This window comes from Sphingobium fluminis, from assembly GCF_037723805.1.
Classification (GTDB): Bacteria; Pseudomonadota; Alphaproteobacteria; order Sphingomonadales; family Sphingomonadaceae; genus Sphingobium.
On record NZ_JBBJUK010000014.1, the window covers coordinates 1 to 3,789 of the forward strand.

General features: G+C 61.1%; 3 protein-coding genes. All 3 read right to left on the reverse strand.

The window, feature by feature from the left end:
* Positions 1 to 782: HupE/UreJ family protein (locus WG907_RS18105; RefSeq protein WP_340235003.1), on the reverse strand; the 782-nt coding region annotated here is incomplete at its 3' end.
* Entirely contained in the window at positions 779 to 1,681 is a 903-nt protein-coding gene (locus WG907_RS18110) for a peptidylprolyl isomerase (protein ID WP_340235005.1), read from the reverse strand. The genes WG907_RS18110 and WG907_RS18105, both read right to left, overlap by 4 nt.
* Before the next feature lie 46 nt (positions 1,682 to 1,727).
* Positions 1,728 to 3,665: a DUF3604 domain-containing protein gene (locus tag WG907_RS18115; protein ID WP_340235006.1), complete on the reverse strand. Its 1,938-nt coding sequence runs from the start codon at positions 3,663 to 3,665 to the stop codon at positions 1,728 to 1,730.
* Positions 3,666 to 3,789 lie beyond the last annotated feature (124 nt).

Consider the following 3,789-nt stretch of genomic DNA (forward strand, 5'->3'; position numbering starts at 1 on the left):
AGCCCGGTGACGAGTTCGGTCTGGGGCAGGCCGATCCGCCCCAGCACCGCGGCAAAGCCAAAGCCATGGAGCAGGCCGAAGCTGCTCGACACGGCGATGGGATAACGCCAACTCAGCGTATCGCGCGGCCCCTTATAGATTTCCACGGCCAGAAAGACGATGCTCAGCGCGATCGCAGCTTCCACCGGCGGCACAGCTACCTGGACCCATCCCAATGCCGAAAGGGCCAGCGTCACCGAATGCGCCAGCGTGAAGCCGGTGATCGTCAGCAGGATGCGCCGCAAGCCGCCGGCCAGCCACAGCAGGCAGATCAGGAACAGCAGATGGTCATAGCCCATCAATATATGTTCGATACCCAGACGCAGATACTGGTTCGCGATCCCGGCCGTGCTTTCGGGCTGCGGCAGCGTGACGCTGGTTTCACCGGGCTTGAGCAACAGGGACCGGGCTTCGCCCGACGCCCAGATGATCCGGAAGAGTCCCGGCACCGATGGCGCCGAACCGGGATAGACCAGCCGCACGTCGCCGCCCAGACCATGCGGGCACTGGTACAGATCGGTTCCATGATCTTCCCGACCGGCGATGCGCTTGCACCGCTGGTCGATCCGCACGATGGGCGCAAAACGGTCGGGGAAAGAGGGCGGCAACCGGAGATCCACGGAATAGAGCGCGCCGCCCGTCTGCCGTATGTTGATCAGTAGCGGAAACGCATCATGGGCATCGGCCGGCAAGGTCCCTGCCAAAAAACACAAAAGGGCAAACAGCAGACGGGGCAAGCTCATTTGGTCATGCGCTTTTGCAGGTCGCTGTCGATATCCACCTTGAACTGGGCAATCAGACCATCGGCAAAGGCTTCGCGGCGGGCGGCCCTGGCGTCCTTCGCCGCATCCTCGGCGACGATCGCCCGCACCTGCTCGAAAGGCAGGAGACGGCCGGCATCCTTGCTTGCGATCCGCACGAGATGAAAGCCGTATTTCGACCGCAGCGGCCCCTGCCAGCGTCCGCCCTGCGGCGCCATTGCGAGCAATCTCTCCGCAAAGTCCTGACCGAAATGGCTCTCGATGATCTCGGGGGTGCGTTCGATATAATCATTGAGGTAGAGGAAGCGATCGCCGGGGTGATTGCGCGTCTGGTCGCCGCCCGCGTTCAGCTTGGCCAGCGTATCGGTCGCCAGCCTTTGCGCGCCCTCCCATCCATGCGCATCGGCACTGAAGAAGATATGAGAAAAACTGATCGAGGGCGCGTCGACATAGCGATCACGATGCGCGGCATAATAGCGTTTCAACTTGGCTTCGTCCGGCGGTCCGGCCGATGCCGGCGCGCCCTCGGCCAGATATTCCAGCGACTGGACCAGCCGCCGCCGCATGACATAATCATTCTTGTCGAGGCCCAGGCGCAATCCTTCGCGATACATCGCCTCTTCGCGGACCATGTCCTTGACCATCGTCGCGACCTCCTGCGGCGACATCTGTTCAAGGAATTTTCCGGCCCCCCGTTCATTGAAAGACCGCGCGCGCAGCTGCATGAACTGCAGCAGCCTGTCGCGGTCTACTTCTATCACTCGCGAGGCGGCGACATCGTCGCCCGGACTGACCAGTGCGTGCAGGCAGAAAAGCGAAAGGCCCGCGAGCAGGAACCAGACAAGCGGTTCCCGTCGGACGCGCGCGACGATGTTATTCATGCTTCTATACCTGTCCCAATCTGCAATCTTCCCGTGCCGCCGTGGGTCAAGGCGTATACCAGATGGGCGAACTGAAGGCGCGGTCCTGCACGACCATCGGGATATTGGCGGGCATCTTCACCTTGAAGAATGCCGCATCGTACGCGGTCCATCGCGGCTTGGGGATTTCCAGCACCCGCACATAATAGAAGGCACGCTGGCCGGGGTCGAAATCCGGATCGGTCCACACCGTCGCCAGTTCGGGAGCACCGATACTGTTCGTATAAGAGGCGTCGGCAAGGTTCACGGTGCTGCCGACGGCCGATAGCTTGCCGGTTTTCGGATCGACCCTGCGGCCGCCCGATACAGCGACGTCATATATTTTCTCGTGCGTCTGGCCCTTGGCGTCGACCCAGCCCTTGATCACCTGGGCGCGATCAAGATTGGCGTCGTCGGGGTCCTTCGCCGCGGCGATCATGAACATCGGTGCCCTGGCCCCACGGCTGCGCGTCAGGTCGCCGCCCATCGGCACGCCCTTGTTATAGCCGATATGCACATAGTCGGGCCGCTGTACGTCGGACTTCGCGAAGTTCCACCCGCCAAATACGCGCAATTGAATGCGCGAGCCCGTGGTCGCATAGACTTCCCGTCGCCGGATCGCGTCGAATATCGATGCGCGGGTATTTTCCTTTGCCCATACCGCTGCAAGCCCCGATGCGCCGATCTGCCAGTTCCACTGCGTTATCTTCGTCTCTGCCACGGGCAAAGCGTAACGGCGGGCAGACGGTTCGGAACCGGGCAATTTCCCGAAAAAATTATCCTCTGCCGTGGTCGACACACCGATATGCGAATCGGTGCTGCCGATCATGCCGAACTTGAACGGATTGGCACCCAGCTTCTGCTCGTGGAGGAGTCCGTCCTTCAACGCCTTGCGCGCATATTCATATTGCAGCATCGCAGGCGTCTTGCGGATGGCACCCTGAACATTGGTGGTATCCCACAGTTCGAAACCGGCAAATTCGTCGGATGGGGACAAGGTCGGATGGGTCTCGCTGGTGCCCTTGGTCTGCGTGACCTCATAGACCGGCTCCCACCGCGCTCGCTCGCGCGCATAGGAGGCGGTGAACGGCTGGCCCGTAAAAGTCTGCGGCATGAACATGCGGCCGTTGCTCAGATTGCCGTTGTGGGGAATGGCCAGAACCTGCCCCCCGGTCTTTGTCTCATAGGACTTGAGATAGGCCCATAATTTCTCCGGGTCCGTGCTGTCCATTGCCGAAAATGGCACGACCTGAAGGGCCTTATCGGCGCCGTCCCGAAAAATGACGTTCCGGTGCAGGTTGTCGCCCCCAGGGGTGGAACTCCATTCATAGCCGATGAGAGCGGTGAAATGGCCTGGATCATTGAAACGGTCAGCGGTGCTCACGACATCCTGCCAGATCGACTTCACCAGCGCTGCAGGCTCCGGAGAACTGGAACCGCCCGCACGAAGAATGCCGAAAAATTCGTTCATCGCCGTTTTGACGTCGCCGGCTTTCAGCAAATCGCTCCAGCGTTTGCCCTGTTCCCAGGGGCCTTCGGTGCTGCCGCCCTTGGCCAGCCGCGGGAACACGCCGATATATTCCGCATGATCCGCCACCACGAGGAAATCGAGCGGGCGACGCAGCTTCACGTGCAGACCGCTCGTGCCGGCCACCTCCTCACCTCGCGCCAGCCGATAGGCTTCATCCGGGCTAACCGTGTGATTGCCAAAACCAAAAGCGTCGGCGGAGTAACTGGTGTGGAGGTGCGTGTCGCCCCAATAAAGATTGGTGTTTTCGTTGGCAAAGCGTACCGGTGGAGAATAGGCCGGTGCGGCCGAACCGCCGGGAACCGCAGCCACAGTCGCGGCCGGCGCTTCAGCTGGTTCGGCCAACAAAGCCTTGCCACCGACAAGCAGAAGCCCGCCCGACATGGCCGCCAAAGTCGCCCATCTTGCACCCCTCGACACCATCTTGCGCTTCCCCATCACCTCATCATCCTTTCCCCGACGAACGACCAGACGAGCAGCGCGCCACGCAAACGTTTGATACTATATGCCATATTTATCGCGATGTTCCGAACCGACTGGCGTGAATTGCGCCATCACTTTA

What these genes read in the sequence shown, in the direction of transcription:
- WG907_RS18110 (WP_340235005.1), bottom strand. Translation starts at nt 1,681, where the DNA reads ATGAATAACATCGTCGCGCGCGTCCGACGGGAACCGCTTGTCTGGTTC.
- WG907_RS18115 (WP_340235006.1), bottom strand. Translation starts at nt 3,665, where the DNA reads ATGGGGAAGCGCAAGATGGTGTCGAGGGGTGCAAGATGGGCGACTTTG.